The following is an 18,023-nucleotide window of genomic DNA, read 5'->3' as shown; positions in this document are numbered from 1 at the left end:
GCGCCACGGTCGGTCGTTGAGTTACCGACTTGCTGCGATACGCGTTACTGTCAATCGACAAATCGTTGAAAGATCAGCGATGTGTTGATGCCACCAAACGCAAAGTTATTGCTCATGATTCGCTGCGTTTCCAGTTGACGGCCGTGGGCGCCCGCGATGTGGTCGAGCGGCGCGCAGGCCGGGTCGGGGGTGTCGAGATTGAGCGTGCCGGCAAACCAGTCGCGACGCATCATTTCGATTGCCCACCAGGCCTCGATGGCGCCGCACGCACCGAGCGTGTGGCCGAGATAGCTCTTCATGGCGCTGATCGGCACGCCGCTTCCAAAGAGGCTGGCGGTGGCTTCGCTCTCGGCAACGTCACCCCGGTCTGTCGCCGTGCCGTGGGCGCTGATGTAGTCGATGGCGTGCGGGGCCAGGCCGGCGTCGTCGAGCGCAAGTTGCATGGCACGCGCCATGGTGGTGGCGGTCGGTTGCGTAACGTGGTTGCCGTCGGTGTTGCAGCCGAACCCGACGATTTCCGCGAGAATTCTGGCGCCGCGCGCCTGAGCGTGGTCGAGCGATTCGAGCACCAGTGTGGCCGCGCCTTCTCCCACCACGAGGCCGTCGCGGGCGGCATCGAACGGCCGGGGCGTGAGCTTCGGCTCATCGTTGCGTGTGCTCGTCGCATAAAGCGTATCGAACACGGCGCTGCCGGGGCCGGACAACTCCTCGGCACCGCCCGCAAGCATCACTTTCGTCCGGCCGAAGCGAATGGCCTCGTAGGCATAGCCGATTGCCTGACTGCCCGAGGTGCACGCGCTCGACGTGGGAATGATGCGGCCTTGCAGCCCGAAGTGCACACCGATATTGACGGCAGTGGTGTGCGGCATCATCTGGATGTAGCTCGTCGACGTCACCCCCGCCATCGAGCCTGTTTCGACCATCACGCCAAACGCCTGAATCGGGGCGATGCTGCCGGAAGACGAACCGTACGCTACGCCGACATCGCCGAGATCGCCCGCGGTTACGTCGAGTGCTGCGTGAGCGACGGCGTGCTCCGTCGCCCGAAGCGCGAGTTGGGCCACCCGTCCCATGGAGCGCAATTGTTTGCGCGGCCAGTGCGGCGGCGGCGCGAAGTCTTCCACCGGACAGGCGAGGCGCCCGTTGAGCATTTCGAAGTAGTCCCACTCCGGCATGCGGCGCACGGCGTTCTGCCCGGCGCGCAATGCAACCTCGATGTCTTCCCAGCGGCTGCCGAGGGCAGTCACGCCGCCAAAACCGGTCACCACAACGCGTGTCATCAGACAATCCCTCCATTGACGCCGATGACCTGGCGGGTCACGTAGCTCGCACCGTCCGACATCAGGAACGACACCACGTGCGCCACCTCGTCGGGTGTGCCTACGCGGTTCATCGGTACCATGCGCAGCGCTTCGTCCAATGCCACGCCCTCCAGCATGCCCGTGTCCACCAGTCCCGGCGCGACACAGTTGACGGTAATGCGGCGTGACGCGAGTTCGACGGCAAGCGCCTTGGTGGCGCCGATCAGGCCAGCTTTCGCCGCGCTGTAGTTCACCTGACCGCGATTGCCCATGACCCCGGAAACGGACGCGACCGTGACGATGCGTCCGCCTGCACGCAGACGGACCAACGGCATCGTGAGCGGGTGTACGACGTTGAAGAAGCCGTCGAGGCTCGTGTCCACGACACTGTCCCAATCGTCGTCGGACAAGGCGGGGAAGGCGTTATCGCGCGTGATGCCCGCGCCGCAGACGATGCCGTAGTAGGCACCATGTTCGGCAACGTCGGCGTCGAGCATTTGGCGACAGGTCTGCCTGTCGCGTACATCGAACGACAAGAGGTGAGCGGTGCCGCCGGCCGCGCGAATGTCGGCAACGGTGGCTTCGCCGGGGGCAATCTGCTCGCGGCAATGGACGGTGACGGCAAAGCCGTCCTGAGCGAGACGCAGGGCGATGGCCCGCCCGATGCCCCGGCTGCTGCCGGTGACGAGAACGCGTCGGGTCATGATAGATGCTCCAAAAAAAATGCAGAAAAATCGGCCGGCTGATGCACCTTGATCGTCGCGCTGGCGACAGACTCGCCGTCGACATCGACCCAGCAGTCGTAGGCGCCGTTGCCGGTGTCGTCGCGCAGCACGCAGGTGGCGTGCACCCGGACGGTGACACCCGCACGCAGCGACGCCACGCGCGCTTCGAGGCGGCGTGTGCCGAGCAGCACGCCGGGTGCCGGTGGCAGACCGCTATTACGACGCGTCAGCGCTTCATGGGCGGCAATCGCCTGTGCCATGAGTTCGATCACGATGTGAATGGGCATGTTGCCGTTCGCGTCGGCGTACCAGGCGCGTGCGTCGGGTGTGGCCTGAACGCCGATCGACGCGGCATCGTATTCGCATACGGCGTCGATGAGCAGCATGGGCGGCCGGTGCGGCAGCAACGATTCGATAGACGGCCAGGCGGAAGACGCTGACATCACAGGGCCTCCGCGCGCGAAAGAACCACGCTGGCGTTGTTGCCGCCAAATGCGTAGGCGTTCGTCATCACGTGGCGAGGTGCACGGCCGAGCGTGGTGTCAAGCGGGGCGAGCCGCAGGGGACTGAGCGCCGTGTCGACGTCGCCGTCCCAGAGGTGCGGCGGCAATCGGCCATCCGCTTCGAGCGTGAGCCAGCAAATGCCGATGCCCGTGGCGCCTGCGGCCCCGAGCAGATGACCTGTCATGGGTTTGGTGCCGCTCACCCATGGGGCGGCGCCGAAGCAGGTATGCGTGGCGAGACTTTCCATGGCGTCGTTCTTCGGAGTGCCGGTCGCATGCAGATGCACATAGTCGATTTGCGAGGGCGCGAGACCGGCGTCGCGCAATGCAGCCCGCATGGCCTCGATGGCCCCGCTGCCGTCGGGAGCGGGCGCTGAAATATGGTGCGCATCGCTCGACTCGCCGATGCCGGAAAAGACGATGTCGCCCGGCGTACGCGACATCAGGCAGAGCATTGCGCCTTCGCCGATGTTGATACCGTCACGGTTGCGGCTCATCGGGCGCGACAGGCCTTGCGAGAGCGATTCGAGGGCGCCGAAGCCGCCGAGGGTGAGCGCGCACAGGGCGTCGGCACCACCGGTCACCACGGCATCGCATATGCCGCTATCGATGAGGCGGCGCGCCGCGCCGAAGGCCTTTGCACTCGAGGTGCAGGCTGTCGAGATGGCGTAGGCGGGGCCGTGAACCCCGAGAAGCTCGGCGACGAATTGTGCCGGTGCGCCGAGTGCCTGCTGGATGTAGTGGTAGTGCGCCGGCAACGCGCCATTGGCCGCAAGCGTGCGCAGCGCAGCTTCGCCTTCTGCAATACCGGAGGTGCTCGTGCCGATCACCACACCGATGCGCGTGGCGCCGTAGCATTGGATATGCTGCGCAAGCACCGCGCGTAGCGGCTCCGCTGCCGCGACCAGAAACCGGTTGTTGCGGCAGTCGTATCGCTTTAACCGGGCGGGAAGCGGGGGAAGTTCGTGATCGGCAAGACGCACGGCACCCACCATAGGGGCGAGGGCCGTACCGGCTGTGTGCCAGTTTTCGCAACTCTGCATGCCCGTCGTGTCGCCGGCAAACAGGCGTGCGGCGATGCCGGGCAAGTCATGGCCCAGCGCATTGATCATGCCGAGCGCGTGGAGATAGACAGGGGACTTCATGAACGCAATTCCGGAAAGCGCAAGCTATAGGGCGCGAGCAATAGCGCAAGGGCGATGCCGATCGTCAGGGTCAGACCGAAGGCTTGCAGGCTCGGCATGCCGCTAAAGGCGAGCAGACCGAACGACAGCAACGTGGTCGCCGCCGACATCAGCGTGCCGGCCACGGCAATCGCGGCCATCCGCTCGTCTTCACCGGCGCGCAGTTCGCCTTCGCGCAGAAAGATTGCATAGTTCACACCGACGCCAAGCACGAGCATCAAGCCCATTTGCGCGAACAACGTGAGCGGCAGACCGAGGTAGCCGAACGTCGCGAAAACGGCGGCGGTGGCGAGCAGCGTGGGCATGATCGTGGCAAGCGCGCCGCGCCATCCGTATCGACGGGCGAGCAGGCCCGCCACGACGACGAGTGCAGCCGCGAACCACAGTCCGCTCGCGCGCCGATAGCGTGCGAACAGGCTCGAAATGGATGCCGCCTTATCGACGTAGGTCACGCCGGGCAAATCGGCTGCCACGCGCGCGGCCGCGTCGCTGTCGCGCAGACCTTGCGGGCGCACAAGGCTCGCGAAACCGCCGGACTTCACGGGGTCTGCCTGTGGCGTTGACGAACTGCCGACCGGCCCTATCCAGAGCATGCGATAGGGGGTCGAGCCCGGCCAGGCGAGCCAATCGCCGATGCGAAGCGGCGGCGTCTCGTGCTCGGCGGCATAGGCGTTGGCATACTGGTGTGCGAATTGCGCACGGAATCCGGCGCGAGTCATGGCCGTCGCCAGCGTGTCCGGGGCGTCGAAACGGGTGGCGCCGAGCAGCGCGCGATTGTCGAGTTGCCGCTGAACCGAGGGCACGAACTGAGAGATGCCCGTCCAGCCGCTGAAGGGAGCGTCCTTGCCCGCTACCGCCTGATCAAGGCGTGCGCCGAGCTGTTCCTCGCGACGCAGCAGGGCTTCTTCACTGTCGGCTTGCACGAGCCAGAACTGCGTCGCGCCGTCGATGCCGGTGATGCGAGAGATCGCTTGCTCTTGTGCGACCCATGCCGGATCGCGCGAAATCAGACGGCGGATGTCGTCGTCGACGCCCAGACGCCACCAGCCGGGCAGGCATGCCAGCAGGATCAGACATCCAATGACCGTGCCTTGCCGGCCGGCGAGCGCCGCGCCCCAGAGGCGAAGCCAGCGTTGCGCAAGCCGGATCACCGGCGCACGAAGGGGAGGCACCTCTCGGGGAAGGAAGGCCGGCAGCGCCCAGACGACGAACACGTATGACGAGAGCAGCCCGGCGAGGGCAAATACGGCAATCTGGCGCAGTGCGGGGAAGGGCACTGCGCCGAGAATCGCGTAGCCGAGTACGCTGGTCGCGAGCGCGATACGCAATGCCGGACGAATGACGGGCAACGTTCGTTGCGCGGCATCGCGTGTCAAACCGCCAACGCCGACGAAGTACTGGATGGCGTAGTCGACTGTCTCGCCGATCAGCGCGGCACCGAAGACGAGTGTGAGCAGATGCAGCTCACCGAAGATCACCAGCGTTGCGACGGCCGCGCATAGCGTGCCGAAGGCCACGGTCGCCAATCCCATGGCGAGCAGACGGCCCGAGCGGAACGCCCAGAGCGTCAGCAGGGCAATCCCTAACGTGGCGACGATGCCGATGCGGTGTAATTCCCTCTCGGCTTGCGCTCTCGCGCCCGCTGCGTGGAAAACGGCGCCGCTGCGAAGCACTTCCAAACCGGGCGAGCCGTCAACGATCTGCGCTTGCGCCGTGTCGAAGAATCGAATGACACGTTGCTGGACGTCGCTGTCAAACGCGGGGCCACGCGTTTGCAGCAGGACGAGCACCCACGTCTTGCCCTCGTGCCGGGCGCTCAGCCAACCGTTCTCGGGCAACATCCGAAGCTGACCGAACGGCAGACGCGTGAGCCAGCGGTCGAGCCAGCCAAACGGGTCGTCGGCAGCATCGGTCAGTCCGAACGGGGAATTGGCAAGCGACAGCGGTGGCAGTGCCGTGGGCTCGGACGGATTGCGCCGAAGCTGCGCTTCCAGCACCGCCCGGTCTTCCTGCGAGAGCAGTTGGAAGCGGTGGGGCAGGTAGAAATTCGAAAGGAACGCGGGATCGAACGGCGGGATTTTGCCCTGCACGCTGGAGAAGGCGTCATTGGCTCGCGCCAGGGCATCGAAACGTGCCGCCGCAGCGCGCGCAGCGCTCGCGTCCTCGGCGCCGATCAGCACCACGACACGGTCGCTCACACTGCCCGCAAGATGGTCGACAGCTTGCTCTGCGACGGGATTGCGCTCCGTCGCAGGCAATAGCGCCAGAACGTTAGTCTGCAGGGGCAGGTGGCGCACCGCCAATAGCCAGATGCCCAGCAGCACGAGGCCTGCTGCGAGAGCCAGTGTGAGCGCGCGGCGAATTGCCCGGGTATGGGGTGTCATTCGACCGTTCGCAGCAAGCGTTGCTCGTGGGCGTCGAGCGTCTCGCCCGTGCGCACCTTCTCAAATTGCCAGCGAACGGATTCGCCGCGCCGGGTGTCGAGCGTCACGGCACGCACGACGGTGTCACCGCTGAGTGTCAGGCGCCGCATCGCCTGGGCAATCTGCGGCTGAGACGGCGTCAGCACGATCTGCCAGCGGTTCACCGTGCCCGTGACGGACACCGCGAATTGCGAGGCGAGCCCACTGGTATCGCCGATCATGAACGCATTCGTCCATTCGTTGATCTGCTGCGTGACGGCCGACGGTTGCGTGTCGAGCGACAGCAGATTGCCATCGGCATCGAGGCGTGCGCTGCGCTGCCGGCCGTAGACGTACCCGTGCGGCTCGGGCGAACGCACCTGCCAGACCACACCTCGCTCGCGCACGAACACCAACGCGCCACGCGTGAGTGCCGGCGTCGTCAGCAATGCCGACGTTCGCGTCTGGACAAAATCGGCGTGCACCACGGGATAGGCGCCGATCTGCCCCAGAATGCGCTTGAGCAATGCCAGATCGGCGGCGGATTCCTGTGATGGCAAGGACTCGGCGGCCGTGACCGCAGACATGGGAGACAACGCGACGCACATCAGCATCACGGGGAGCAGCGCGCCTGCCACGCGCCGGATCAACTGACGGCCCATGCAGCCTCCAGCTTCTCCAGCACCACGGGCGGGCTCACGAACTGCAACTCGCCATTGCGCGCGTCGACGGCGACTTGCACGGTATAGCCCTTGGTGATGCGCGTTTCGGTGACGATATCGTGAATCTCATAGGCAATGCGTAGCCGATTCTCGTACTCGGTCAGCGATGCGGTCACACGCACGCGCTGTCCGTAGCGCGCGGGGCGAACGTACTTGAGATGGCACTCGACGACCGGCCAGAGATAGCCGGACGCCTGCATTTGCGGGTAGTCGTAGTCGAAGCGGCGCAGTAAAGCGCAGCGGGCAAGTTCGAAGTACTTGACGTAATGCCCGTGCCAAGCAACTTGCATCACGTCGACGTCGTGGAACGGAATCTCCACGTCAGCCGATGCGATGAGCCAGGGGGCCTTTTCCGGGCGGCGGCCGGGGGTGTCAGTCGTCATGGGGCAGATCGCCTCCATCGGCAAGCCACGCACGGACGGCACGCAACTCATGTTCAAGCGCCCGGTCTTCTTCGACGAACGGCGAATGCGCGGCAACGGCATCGAGCCACTGACGCAGGGTGCCGGGCAACGGGGCATCGCCGGGCGAGAGGCGCACACGCAGTCTCACCGCCTGCGCTACGGCGAGGGTGTGCGCCGCTGCAACCTGTTCCGTCAGCATCAGAACGCGCAGGCAATCGCGCGCGGCAATCGTGCCCATGCTGACCTTGTCCTGATTGTGCGACTCGGTGGAACGCGAGAACACACTGGCCGGCATGGTGTGCTTGAGCGCCTCCGCCGCCCACGCCGACGCGCCGATCTGAACGGCCTTGAAGCCATGATTGATCGGTGCGCGCGGGCCCGTCGCACCGCTGAGATTGCGCGGCAGGCCGTTGTTGAACTTGTCGTCCACAAGCAGCGCCAACTGGCGATCCATCAGGTCGGCGATATTGGCGACGGCGGTCTTCAGGCTATCCATGGCGAAGGCGATGTGGCCGCCATAGAAGTTGCCGCCGTGGTGCACCTCGCCCGTGTCCGGGTCGATGAGCGGGTTGTCGTTGGCGCTATTGATTTCGTTTTCGACATCGCGACGCACCCAACTGAGCGCGTCCACAAGCACGCCGACAACGTGCGGTGCGCAGCGAAGCGAGTAGCGATCCTGGAGCCGTGCTTCGGGGGGCGCTGTGCGCCCGGCCAAATCGTCCCGGATCCAACGGGCCGCTTCGCGTTGACCCTCGTGAGGCTTGGCGTCGAAAAGCGTCGGATGAAAGTGCGCGGCGCGGCCGTCGAGCGCCACGGTCGTCAGCGCGGTCAGCCGGGACGCCAGGCGCGCCAGCGTACGGCTGCGCGCGAAGGCGAGGCTGGCCAGCGCCGTCATGACGGCCGTGCCGTTCATGAGCGCGAGCCCTTCCTTGGGCGCCAATCGGATCGGCGCGCCTCCCGTGGCAGCCAGCGCGTCGGATGCGGCGCAAAGGCGGCCGCGATACATCACGTCACGCTCGCCGATGAGCGTTGCCGCGACGTAGGACAACGGTGTGAGGTCGCCGCTTGCGCCGACGGAGCCTTCCGCCGGAATTCGCGGCAACACGTCGTGGGCGAGAAGATGCACGAGCGCCTCCAGGAGTTCCGGGCGCACCGCCGAGTATCCCTGCGCGAGCGACGCGAGACGGCATGCGAGCACGGCGCGCACGGCGTCGTCCTCAAGCCATTCCCCCATGCCGCAGCCGTGGTATCGGGTCAGTTGGGCAGGCAAGGCGTCGATGAGCGATGCGGGCACGTCGACGACACAGGCATCGCCGTAACCGGTAGTCACGCCGTAGACGGGGCGTCCGGCCGCGAGGTGGGCATGCAACGCGTTCACGCCGCGACGAATGCGGTCTTGCCATGCAGGGGCGGCCGACAAACGGGCAACGCGCGTGCGGTGCGCCAGCGCGAGAATGTCTTCGATCGTCAGACGATCAGGGCCGAACACCACCGCAGCGGCGTCGGCTCGGCCCGCGTTGCCGCCGGGCAGACCATCCTGCGCGGTGGGGCGTGCAGGATGGCCGGTGCCGTCATTGGGGCCGGAGAGTGAAATCGGGGGTTCCATCATGACTGTGGCGCCTTGCCTTGCCAGAAATCGAAAAAATTGAACCACTGCATCGGGTATTGCCGGCAGTAGTGCTCGAGTCGATGCGCGTAGCGCTCGGCATAGGTGTGCAATGCGGCTTCGCGTCTGGCGCGAGGCAATTCGACGGCGTCGGCGAACCGCTCGAAATAGAGCCGGTAAGTCGCCTCGTCTCGCAGACAGAAGAGGAGGTACACCGGACATTCGAGCAATGCCGCGAGAATGAACGGGCCTTGCGCAAACGGCGCGGATGCGCCGAGGAAGGGGACTTGCACCACCCGCCCACCGTCGGCGGACGGCACGCGATCACCCACAATGACGAGCCAGTCGCCACGATCGATACGCTCGCGCAGCATGATGGCCGTGGCCGGGCCGATGTCGTCGACCTCGATCAGGTTTTCCGCAAAGTCCTGATTCGAACCGGCCAGCATGGAACGGAAGCGCTGGGCGTGGCGGGTGTAGACAACCGCATGAATGCGATCGATGCCGCGCGAACGGGCGAGTGTGCGGGTCATCTCGAGATTGCCGAGATGCGAGCCGATGACGAGTGCCCCGCGTGAATCGTTTGCCGCCGTGTCGAGCGTGGCGTGATCTTCGATCCGGACATGGCGCTCGCCGAGCAGTCCGCGCCAGGCGGCGAATTTATCCAGCGCGGCGTTGGCGAACGCGAGCAGGTGCTGAAAGGTGCGCCAGCGCGTCGGGGCCGCGAACCCAAGCTCGGGGGCCACCACGCTGAGTCGCTGCTGGTAGTCGCGCGAGGCGGCGCATGCCTGCGTGTCCTTCAATGCGAAATAGGCCACCACCGGGATCAGGCAGACGCGTGCCGCACGCAGGCCAAACCATCGGCATGCGAGCGCCAGCAGGCGCATGCCCAGCAGGCTGCCGCGTTCGGGGCGCCTCCACCATGGCAGGTCCGCCTCGGTGGCGTGCGGCGAGGATGGCGCTGGCACAGTGGTCTGGCGGCGCAGCTTTCGCCAAAACAGTGCCGGTATGCGGGGAAGCATCCCGAAAACGAGCCGCGTATGCATCCACGAAATGCCGACGTTGTCGCGGAACATCTGGAAATGCGATACCCCGTTCTCCGGGTAGACGACACGCGTGCGCCGGTTCTGCACCGGCACGCCTTGCCAGTACAGACGCACCAGAATGTCCGTGTCGAAGGCCATGCGCGCTGGCGGCCGGTGCCGTGCCAGCAACGCAGCGGTCGCGGCAAGCGGATACACGCGGAAGCCGCACATCGAATCGGCAATGTCGAACGATAACGTTTCTACCCACACCCAGAAGTGGGTGATATAACGGCCGTACAAACGCCCCTTGGGCACAGACGCGTCGTAGCGCGGTGTACCGCAGATCACCGCATCGGGGCGCTGCCGGGCCTCGTCGAGAAACATCGGGACGTCCGCGAGATCGTGCTGCCCATCCGCATCGACTTGCAGCGCGTGCGTGTAGCCGCGCGCGTGAGCCCGTTGCAAACCGTGAGCGACGGCACCGCCTTTGCCAAGATTGCGTGGCAGCCGCTCGAGCGTCACCGCTTCGGGGTGACCGGCATGAATCGATTCAAGCACGGCCCGTGTTGGCGCGTCGCTGCCGTCGTCGACCAGCAACACTGGCAGACCCCGCGCGAGCAGCGTGTCGACGATGCGAGCGATATGTGCGGGGTGGTTGTACACCGGGATCAGAACGCACGGCATGAAACCGTCGCGCGACAGTCCGCAAGCGAGACGTCCGGTCATCGTGGCACGTCTCCGGCAATGTCCGGCAACGCAGCATACGCGAGATAGCCGGTAGCGGCCGGGCCGCGGGCTCCTTCGTACGCGTAGTGCACGCGAAGGCGTGCAGCATCGAACGTCAGCGTGAGTTCGAACCGTGTTCCCGGCAGTACCGGCGCCAAAAATTTGACTTGCTGTAACGAGGTCGGTGCACTGACCCACGCACGAAGCGCGGAGTCCCGCGACGCGTGTTCCGCAGCGAATCGAGCCGCCCAGTCAATCAGCACTACGCCGGGCAGCAGGGGAAGTCCGGGGAAATGACCGTCGAAATGGGCCAGGTCGGGCGGCACACGCAATGACATCACGACGGCATCGGCGTGCTCTGGCAGAGCGCTGTCGCCGTCGTTCAACCGAACGCCCATCACAGAAGGCAGCCAGGGCGACGCCGGCGCGAAGCGCGCCATGACATCGGCCGCCGTGCGCTTGCCCCTTTCATTGAGCGGCAGTGCCGCGAGGAAACGCCAGCGTCTCGGGAGCACGGTCGCGTCGAATGTCTCGGCCAACGTGTCGCGTATCGCGCTGCGCACCGCCTTGAGCGATTGCTCGCGCCACGCGCGCCTGCCGGCACGGCTGAGGACCACAGCGGCGGCGAGGCGCCCTGCGATCACGACCGTTGCGGCATCGTCGACCCATTCATGGCGCAACAGTGCCGCTTCCACCGCAGGCAACGAGACCCGCTTACCTTCAATCTTGACGGTACGATCGAGACGGCCCGTCATGGCGAACGAACCGTCGGGATTCACAATAGCGCCATCGTCGGTGGGCCACCAATGCCCGTTGTTGACACGCGGCGAGCAGATTTCCAGTGCCCCATCCTCGGAGACACGCACCGTCGTGTCGTCGAACGGCGTCCAATGGGATGCACGATCCTGTCGACGCCACGCGATGCCACCCGTCTCCGTGCTGCCGAAGACTTCTACCGGCGCGTACGCGCTGTCCTGCGATATTTGCGCACCCGCGACCCGCACGAGATCGGAGAACTGCTGCGCTGCGTCCGCAGGCAGCGGACCGCCGGACGAAAACGTAAGACGAGGGGTGTCGGACCATGTGCCCTCGGCGAGTAATGCCGGCCAACGTGTCAATTGCGCGGGGCCCGCGATCCAGACCACTGCCGGCCACGTACGCCATGTCTGGGCTTGCGAAGGTTCCGCGAAAGTGTGACGGGCGAAGGGAACGCCTGCGGCCAGCGGCCAGAGCACGCGAAACCACAGGCCATAAATGTGATGGCATGGCACGCTCGCGACCACCAGCGCATTCTGGAGCTGCGTGCCCCAATGTCTATGAAGCGCCTGCACTTCGTCGTCAAGTTGCGCCAGCGTTTTCGTGATCGCTTTCGGCTCGCCGCTGCTTCCCGACGTGTAGATGATCAACTGGCTCGACGGGGGAAGGGCATCGCCCGCAACGGTTGTTTCGTGGCTGGCCGCGCCGTTCGCGTCTTCGCTACCCTCGGAGCAGAGCGCACGCGCCAATGTGTCGGCATCGATGGCTTCGTCGAAGGCGAAGGCAAAGTCGCGCTGCGTTTGCGCCAGCGCATTCGGCAGCACGACCGGGGTTCTACCTGCCGCCCACGCGGCGAAGAGCGCGCAGCTCATATCGAGCGGGTCGTCCAGACACATCGCGAGCCGTTGTGCAGGCCGTACCGCAAAGGCTGCGCGCAACGACCGGACCCTGCTGTGCCACGTGGCGGTCGTCAGGGCTGCGGACACATTGGCGGGTGAACGGCCGTCGACGCACACGACAAGCGAAGGCGCGCGTGGCATGCGCAGCATCTCGGCCAATGGCGTACAGCCGGGCGCTTGCCGTGTGATCGCGGCGAGGGCGCTCATGCCGATGCCTCCGGATGAGGTGTGCCGGTGGCGTTTGCGGACGCCTTCCTCGCGAGCATGCGCCGACGCCACATCCATTCGGCCGCAAACAGCAAACCGATGAGCACATACGCGATGCCGCCGTTATAGAGCGACCAGATCTCCCGCGACGCCCAAAGCGCCGTGGCGAGTGCAGCGGCGCCATTGAAGACGAAAAAGGCAATCCATACGCGCGTGACGTTGCGCAGGTAAGGCGTGGCGTCCGCCGGCAAATCCGGTTGATGCAGCCGGGCGATACGCTCGACCATCGGCATGGGCGAGCGCAACGACATGGCGAACGTGAGTCCCATGCCGAGATTGACGGCGACCGGATAGCAACGCAGCAGCAATTCGCTATTGCTCAGCGCCGTGGCGCACGCGAGGGCTGCCAGCCCCCCGGCGACAGCCCATTCGACGGGCATGAGCAGGCGGTGCGCCCGCAAATTGCGCCGGTAACGCAGGAATATCCCAACGAGCAGCATCAGCGCGAGATAGCGTGGCGCGACCAGCGAGATCCCGGCGAGGATCAGCACCGGGTAGGCGAGCGCAGCGACAACGGACTGCCAGCGCACCCGTGGCTGGGGGGCGTGAGGCAGCGACGCCGCGGCATCGGCATGGAGTCGGGACATGCGTGAGGGTCAGTCGTTGAGCAAGGTTCGTACCGCAGATACCACGTCTTCGACGGTGCGGACGCTCTTGAATTCTTCGGGCTTGATGCGCTTGCCGGTCATGCGTTGAAGCTGAATGGCGAGGTCCACGGCGTCGATGCTGTCGAGATCTAACTCCTCGAACAGATGGGCCTGCAATGTGATGCGCTCGGGAGCGATCTCGAAGGTGTCGTGCAGAATGGCGCGCAAGCGGGACAGAATTTCGTCGTCGGACAGGGGTAACGTCAAGGTGCTCATCGCAAAGTTTCCTTACTGGGCGCAACCGCGTTCGCGCAACAACTGCGCCAGGGTGGCAACGCTGCGGAACTGCGCGCGTGCCGTCTCATCGCTCGATTCGATTTGCAAGCCGAAGCGCTTGCGCAGGGCGATACCCAGTTCGAGGGCGTCGATGGAGTCCAGGCCGAGGCCATCCCCAAACAGGGGGACGTCGTCGAGAATGTCGTCCACGCCAATGTCTTCCAGTTCAAGTGCCTGGACGATCAATTGCTTGATCTCAAGTTCTAGAGAAACCATGTTGAGAAATCTGATCGATGAAAAAATGTTCGGCGAGCGTGGTCAGACGTCTCGCGGCCAGAGGCATCTGCGCGGCATTCGTCTCGCTGCGGGCACCGGGTTCCCGGCAGAATTCCGGGCGGAAGGCCGGCGCGCCGAGACTGTCGCCGGGCGGTAGCGCGACGCCGGGGCGCAGCGCAGCATCCAGCACCCGGATGCGCAGCGTCGGCTTGACGACCGGAATGGAGTACCACCGGTGCTGTTTTGTATACGCGGGCGGGTCGCAGTCGATCAGGACCGGCACGATCGGACAGTCATGGGCCAGCGAGATGTGTGCGAAGCCCCGGGAGAACTTGCCAAGCCGTCCTCGCGACGGACTGCGTGTGCCTTCGGGAAAAACGATGAGCGGCACGTTATCGGCCAGCGTCGCTTCGCTGGCGCTCACGAGCGAAGGACCGCCGTCGTTGCGCAGGTAGCCGGCCGCGCGCACGATGCCCGCGAAGAACGGGTTGCGCCAGTGCCGGCTCGTGACGATGCAGCACGCACGCGGCATGAGCGCGAGCAACACCGCAACGTCCAGATACGACGGGTGGTTGGCAATCACGATGACGCGTCCGAGATGGCGCAGCCTGTCGGCATTCTCGATGTCGAACCGCATCACGCCCATCGCACGGCATGCCGCGACCAGCGATGCGAAACAGCGATGAACCATTGCCATGGCGTAATGGCGGCGACGGCGCACCGACACCGGCAGCAATAACAGCGCAGGAAACACGATCAGCGAGAAGACAAGGCCGCCGACGGCGAAGCAGGACCATAGCAATAGGGATGCCGCCCGACGGCGAAGCGGCTCGCATCGGCGCAGGGTGTCAGCGATGCGCATGCTGAGCTTCCTCCTGCCATTCCCATTGCCAGTCATGGCGCTTACCGTGCCAGATGTCGCTGCCACCCCCCGTGAGCGACGTGATCAGGCTGCTGCTTTGCGAGTGATGCTCTGCGTAGGTGCTGCCCTTGGTGGGCAAGTGCATCGTGCAGGTCAGACGTGCCGTGGCGTCAGACGCGATCAGAAGCGCGAGGGCGTTCGCACCGTCGCCGGGTTGACGCGATGTCGGGCCGTAGCAGGCGGGCGGAGCGTCGAAGGCATGAATGACCAGCAACGGCGTGTCCGGCATTTCCCGGTGTTGTGTCCACGCGTCGAGCAATGCATAGCCGAGCGTATCGTCGGATGCCGCGACGGCATTGATGGCGGAATGGTCGTTACGCGCAATGCTCAGTACTCCTGGCGTTGCATTGAGCACCGACAGGCTGAACGCGGTCGGTGAGGGAGGCTCGCGACGCACGAGAGCCTCCAGCATTTGCGTCGTTCGCTGAATTTCACCGTGTTGGGACGCGTACACCACACGGCACGCTTGCGGGAGCGGGCCGCAAGCCACGGCGGCCGACAGCGCGAGCCGCGCGAGCGGACTCAGCCGGCGGCGCAGCATGGGGTCGATCACGCCGACGTCCGGCTTGCCGGCCGAAGCGCTGTCCGACTGACGATATGCCCACCGGCGCACGGGCAGGTTCCAGCGCGCAACGGGGCTGACCAATGCTGCCGCCGCCGCTTGTGCGGATATCGCTTGTACTGGCGTAGGTGCCGCAATGCTGACTTCCCCCGAAGCCCATTGCGGCGCGCGACGCATCTTTTGCGCGTCGATGTTATATGGCATGGCGAATTAGTGGAAAAAAAGCGATTACCGCTTTGCTATGCCACGCGCGATTCCCGTCTTAGGCGTTTTCTCGGCCGCCACTTTAAACGGCCGGATATGGCGAGAAGGCCGACGCTGTTTCGCGTCGTGCTTTCCATAGCATTCCCGAAAGTTTGGCGTGCAATTATAGCCAAATGTAAGACGGTGAAATGTTTGTATGACGAAGAATGTGGCGTTTTTGCACGAAATCGGAATGAGCCTAGTGTCAGTTCCGTCGATTATGACTTGCCACTACGTAATACAGATAGGATGGCAGGAGATCGCTAAGGGGAAATTCCCAATTTAAATGCCGAAACTGAGAAACGCGCCGAAGGTAAGCGCAGACGAGGCAGGGCGCGGTTAAGTGCGCGGGGGGGCGGCGACGAAAGAGAAATCGCGGCGATCGGACAAAACATTGGGCAACTGGCCCGGTGTCACGGTCACTTCCACCATGTCGATGCGGCCGTTGCGATGGTAACGAAGCAGTGTCGTGCATCGGGTTCCGTAGGCTGGCGACGCGATGAACGTCGCCGACAGCGAGCGTTCCCATTCTCGCGAGACGCCCGTCTCGGGCAACGCGTCATCCGGTGCTTGCACCGTGTCGCGCATGATCTGCAACAGCGTGGCGTCGTCGGCATTTTGCGAGAGCGCGCTGGCAAGCGCGTCGCGGCGGCTGATCAGTTTCGGCCAGGGCGTATCCAGCACGGCGTTGGACAGGCCGTGGATGCCCGGCGCGATAGCGTGAGCGATGGGGGCCGCGTGCGGCACGCACACATGGCCGCCGACGTGATCGGCCCGATTCCCCAACCAGAACAAATTGCCCGCCGGCAAATCTCCCGCGAGCAGATTGAAGCCTGCGTACTCGTGAGCATGTCGTTCGATGCGCGACAGATCGTCGCCGAACGATGTGGCGTCGAGCATCGCCGAGACCAGCAGGCCGCGTGACGGGGCGTCCTTCGGCGCCATCGGGGCGTGACCGTCCCGGAAGTTCGTGAGTGCCGCAAAACGTCCTGTGCGATTGACGCCCATCCACGTGCCCCCACCGCGTAAGTCGCGGCCCGCGAGCACGTCCGGGCGGTCGTGCCACCAGTGCATCGGTTCGGCAGGACGCTCGAAGAATTCATCGCGATTGGCGAGCAGCACCAGCGGCGTGTCGCTGTCGGGTTGCCACGAGAAGACGATCAGACACATGGGGGTTGCGCGTCGACGAAACACTCGGTATGACGGTCGCCCTCGATCAGCGTCGTCAGCCCCGACTCGACCGCCAGTGGTGCTAGCGACGCGACAAAGGCGGGGCTCACGTCGTCGTAACGCTCCATCCAGGTCGTGGTGCCTGCGGTGGTGTCGTTGGCGGAGGCGTCGGCACGCCATTGCAGGCGTCCCGATACACCGAAGCGCGCTGCCGTCAGCGCGAAGAGTTGCGCAACGGCCTGACGCGCGGCGGCGGCGTTGTGAGACGAGACGCGGTAGTAGACGTAGCAGTCCATGGGCTGTCGCGGGGCAGCCGGATCAGGAGGCCGTCGCAGACGACGCGGGCGTTTCCGTCGGATCGATGATCTCGTACGGCAATTCGGCGAACACGAGGGCAGGGCCATCGGCACTGCCAAGCCGAACGTCGTTGGTCTCGCGCGCGGCCAGCTTTACTTCGACGAGCGCGTCGTAGCCGCCATCCGGGGCCGGTGCGGCTTGTACCACCATGCCGCACGGCTGGTCGGGATCGCTCGTCTCAACCAGTTCCTGCCCCGGCGCTGGCTGTGCGCCGTCCACGTGCGCGAGATGCAGGCGCCGCTTGATGGTGCCGCGATACTGACTGCGCGCGACCACTTCCTGTCCTGGGTAGCAGCCTTTGCGGAAGTTCACGCCACCCACGACCTCCCAGTTCACCATCTGCGGGACGAACTGTTCCTGCGTCGCTGTCGTGACACGCGCCACGCCACTGTGCACGTCGAGCCATGCCGCAAGGGCAGGGGCAACGACAGTGAGGCCCGGGGCCTGTGTCAACGCCGCCCACACCTCGGCAGCCCGCGTCACCGGCACGCTCCACAGGAAGCGCGAGAGCGAGCGCGCCGTGCCGGCGTCCGGCAGGCGAATCAGGCTGGTCGAGGCATCGCCAAGCGTTGCGTGTGCGGCCCCCAGCGCTACGGCGGGCAACGACAGGAAGGTGTTCGCCAATACGGCCTCGGCGACAGGGCCGCCGACCTGAAGAAGTACGTGGGTTGCGGTGCCATCAGTCAGCTTGGCCTTTGCGCGCAGGACGAACATCGAGAGGCGCTTCTGCACGGCCGTTTGCACGTCGACGTCGCACGCCAGATAGATCGTGGCGTCGGCCGACGTGTCGCGCCACATCAGGAATGTGGCAAGCAATCGTCCTTTGGCCGAACAATAGCCAGCCAGACGCGCCTGCGCGGAGCCAAGACGCTCGACGTCGTTGGTCAATTGGCCATGCAGGAAGGTTGCCGCATCGGCGCCGTTCACGGCGATGAGGCCGGTATCGCTGGCGAGCGAGACGAAACTGCCGGTTTGCAGCGCCTCGAACTGTGCGGCGCGAGCGCTCGCGTCGGCCGGCACGTCGGAGGAAGAAGCGGCTGCCGGTTGGGGCAGAAGATCACGCCATTGGGAAGTCATAAACGGGAGAGCCTGTCAATCTGTGAGGGTTCG

Annotated in this window: 18 protein-coding genes; all 18 read right to left on the bottom strand. The window is 65.3% G+C overall.

Features of this window, described 5'->3' with window-relative positions:
- Nucleotides 1–50: 50 nt before the first annotated feature.
- On the bottom strand, nucleotides 51–1,280 hold the full coding sequence (locus C266_RS10410; RefSeq protein ID WP_010808064.1) for a beta-ketoacyl-ACP synthase: 1,230 nt from the start codon (nucleotides 1,278–1,280) through the stop codon (nucleotides 51–53).
- Nucleotides 1,280–2,005 carry a 3-ketoacyl-ACP reductase FabG2 gene (locus C266_RS10405; RefSeq protein ID WP_010808063.1) on the bottom strand — a complete coding sequence of 242 codons (726 nt, stop codon included), beginning with the start codon at nucleotides 2,003–2,005 and terminating at the stop codon, nucleotides 1,280–1,282. Before C266_RS10405 ends, C266_RS10410 begins: the two co-directional genes overlap by 1 nt.
- Complete coding sequence (locus C266_RS10400; RefSeq protein ID WP_010808062.1) at nucleotides 2,002–2,469, bottom strand: hypothetical protein; 468 nt, start codon at nucleotides 2,467–2,469, stop codon at nucleotides 2,002–2,004. Before C266_RS10400 ends, C266_RS10405 begins: the two co-directional genes overlap by 4 nt.
- Nucleotides 2,469–3,674, bottom strand: coding sequence for a beta-ketoacyl-[acyl-carrier-protein] synthase family protein (locus C266_RS10395; protein ID WP_010808061.1), 1,206 nt, complete (start codon nucleotides 3,672–3,674; stop codon nucleotides 2,469–2,471). The genes C266_RS10400 and C266_RS10395 overlap by 1 nt, the downstream gene beginning before the upstream one ends.
- Entirely contained in the window at nucleotides 3,671–6,097 is a 2,427-nt protein-coding gene (locus tag C266_RS10390) for an MMPL family transporter (protein ID WP_010808060.1), read from the bottom strand. The genes C266_RS10395 and C266_RS10390 overlap by 4 nt, the downstream gene beginning before the upstream one ends.
- Nucleotides 6,094–6,777, bottom strand: a complete 684-nt coding sequence (locus C266_RS10385; protein WP_010808059.1) for an outer membrane lipoprotein carrier protein LolA — start codon at nucleotides 6,775–6,777, stop codon at nucleotides 6,094–6,096. The genes C266_RS10390 and C266_RS10385 overlap by 4 nt, the downstream gene beginning before the upstream one ends.
- Nucleotides 6,762–7,220, bottom strand: a complete 459-nt coding sequence (locus C266_RS10380; RefSeq protein WP_010808058.1) for a thioesterase family protein — start codon at nucleotides 7,218–7,220, stop codon at nucleotides 6,762–6,764. Before C266_RS10380 ends, C266_RS10385 begins: the two co-directional genes overlap by 16 nt.
- A complete protein-coding gene (gene hutH / locus C266_RS10375; RefSeq protein WP_246831168.1) occupies nucleotides 7,210–8,850 on the bottom strand; it encodes a histidine ammonia-lyase in 1,641 nt (546 codons plus the stop codon). The genes C266_RS10380 and hutH overlap by 11 nt, the downstream gene beginning before the upstream one ends.
- Nucleotides 8,847–10,598: a glycosyltransferase gene (locus tag C266_RS10370; protein WP_010808056.1), complete on the bottom strand. Its 1,752-nt coding sequence runs from the start codon at nucleotides 10,596–10,598 to the stop codon at nucleotides 8,847–8,849. Before C266_RS10370 ends, hutH begins: the two co-directional genes overlap by 4 nt.
- Complete coding sequence (locus C266_RS10365) at nucleotides 10,595–12,460, bottom strand: AMP-binding protein (protein WP_010808055.1); 1,866 nt, start codon at nucleotides 12,458–12,460, stop codon at nucleotides 10,595–10,597. Before C266_RS10365 ends, C266_RS10370 begins: the two co-directional genes overlap by 4 nt.
- Nucleotides 12,457–13,107 carry a hypothetical protein gene (locus C266_RS10360; protein WP_010808054.1) on the bottom strand — a complete coding sequence of 217 codons (651 nt, stop codon included), beginning with the start codon at nucleotides 13,105–13,107 and terminating at the stop codon, nucleotides 12,457–12,459. The genes C266_RS10365 and C266_RS10360 overlap by 4 nt, the downstream gene beginning before the upstream one ends.
- A gap of 9 nt (nucleotides 13,108–13,116) precedes the next feature.
- On the bottom strand, nucleotides 13,117–13,362 hold the full coding sequence (locus C266_RS10355) for an acyl carrier protein (protein WP_036662548.1): 246 nt from the start codon (nucleotides 13,360–13,362) through the stop codon (nucleotides 13,117–13,119).
- A 33-nt stretch (nucleotides 13,363–13,395) separates the two neighbouring features.
- Nucleotides 13,396–13,659, bottom strand: a complete 264-nt coding sequence (locus C266_RS10350) for a phosphopantetheine-binding protein (RefSeq protein WP_010808052.1) — start codon at nucleotides 13,657–13,659, stop codon at nucleotides 13,396–13,398.
- Nucleotides 13,640–14,521 (bottom strand): 1-acyl-sn-glycerol-3-phosphate acyltransferase, encoded by an 882-nt coding sequence (locus C266_RS26775; RefSeq protein ID WP_010808051.1) that lies wholly within the window; start codon nucleotides 14,519–14,521, stop codon nucleotides 13,640–13,642. The genes C266_RS10350 and C266_RS26775 overlap by 20 nt, the downstream gene beginning before the upstream one ends.
- A complete protein-coding gene (locus tag C266_RS10340; RefSeq protein WP_010808050.1) occupies nucleotides 14,508–15,347 on the bottom strand; it encodes a beta-ketoacyl synthase chain length factor in 840 nt (279 codons plus the stop codon). Before C266_RS10340 ends, C266_RS26775 begins: the two co-directional genes overlap by 14 nt.
- Nucleotides 15,348–15,725: 378 nt before the next feature.
- Nucleotides 15,726–16,556: an NRDE family protein gene (locus tag C266_RS10335; RefSeq protein ID WP_010808049.1), complete on the bottom strand. Its 831-nt coding sequence runs from the start codon at nucleotides 16,554–16,556 to the stop codon at nucleotides 15,726–15,728.
- Complete coding sequence (locus C266_RS10330; RefSeq protein WP_010808048.1) at nucleotides 16,547–16,852, bottom strand: DUF4936 family protein; 306 nt, start codon at nucleotides 16,850–16,852, stop codon at nucleotides 16,547–16,549. The genes C266_RS10335 and C266_RS10330 overlap by 10 nt, the downstream gene beginning before the upstream one ends.
- Nucleotides 16,853–16,874: 22 nt before the next feature.
- The gene (locus C266_RS10325) at nucleotides 16,875–17,990 is read right to left on the bottom strand and encodes a folate-binding protein YgfZ (protein ID WP_010808047.1); all 1,116 of its coding nucleotides are present in this window, start codon (nucleotides 17,988–17,990) and stop codon (nucleotides 16,875–16,877) included.
- Nucleotides 17,991–18,023: the final 33 nt, after the last annotated feature.

The sequence above is a fragment of the Pandoraea sp. SD6-2 genome, assembly GCF_000389825.1.
GTDB classification, from domain to species: domain Bacteria; phylum Pseudomonadota; class Gammaproteobacteria; order Burkholderiales; family Burkholderiaceae; genus Pandoraea; species Pandoraea communis.
Note: the sequence above shows the minus strand (reverse complement) of the source record. Positions and strands in the feature narration are given on the sequence as shown.